Below are 233 nucleotides of genomic sequence, written 5' to 3'. Positions count from 1 at the left end.
GGGCAGCTACGACGACGCAACCGCGTGCCATACCTTCAATGGCTGTCAATCCGAAGCCTTCGCTGCGTGAGGGCATCAGCAGGATGTCTATGCGGTCGTAGTAGCTTGATAACTTCTCCTGTGGTTGTCGTCCTGCAAACTCTACAGTTTCTTCCAATCCAGTTTTATGTGCCTGCTCCTCCATCTGTTTTCGCAGACTTCCATCACCTACTATCAGCAGTTGCATTTCAGGG

Annotated in this window: 1 protein-coding gene; it reads right to left on the bottom strand. The window is 51.5% G+C overall.

Going from position 1 to position 233, the window contains the following annotated elements; translation table 11 throughout:
• Positions 1-233: glycosyltransferase (locus QVP67_RS07765; protein ID WP_288180016.1), on the bottom strand; the 233-nt coding region annotated here is incomplete at both ends.

The organism is Bacteroides sp. CAG:633, from assembly GCF_000435115.1.
Taxonomy (GTDB): domain Bacteria; phylum Bacteroidota; class Bacteroidia; order Bacteroidales; family Bacteroidaceae; genus Bacteroides; species Bacteroides ndongoniae.
This window is presented reverse-complemented; position numbering and strand designations above follow the sequence as displayed.